Raw genomic sequence first — 364 nt, 5'->3', positions numbered from 1 at the left:
CCGACATCCTTTCCCCTTTGCTATCACCCGTACTCAATTCAAAATGACACGCCCCGATTGATACCGTGACAGGTTTTCTATCGAGTGTAATTTTCTTCATATCTTCCAAAAGCGATCTGAACTTATCTTCAACACCACTTGGGTTACTATTTGGGTACCACAGAATGAACTCCTCTCCGCCAAAACGTGCAACAAACTCACCTTCTTGAGTGTTGCTGCTCAGAACATTGGCAACTTTCTTCAACACAACGTCACCCATTTGATGACCATAAGTATCATTTACCTGCTTAAAGAAATCGATATCGACAACAGCCAAAGTGCCCTTTCCTAAAGAGCCTTTTAACTGCTCCACTTCTGCATTCAA

1 protein-coding gene is annotated in these 364 nt (G+C 42.6%); it reads right to left on the bottom strand.

Annotation, left to right across the window (positions count from 1 at the left end):
• Positions 1 to 364 (bottom strand): GGDEF domain-containing protein (locus tag AB4486_RS27170; protein ID WP_372119894.1); only part of this gene is annotated, 364 nt, incomplete at both ends.

Source organism: Vibrio sp. 10N.222.55.C6, from assembly GCF_041473395.1.
Classification (GTDB): domain Bacteria; phylum Pseudomonadota; class Gammaproteobacteria; order Enterobacterales; family Vibrionaceae; genus Vibrio; species Vibrio crassostreae_C.
Note: the sequence above shows the minus strand (reverse complement) of the source record. Positions and strands in the feature narration are given on the sequence as shown.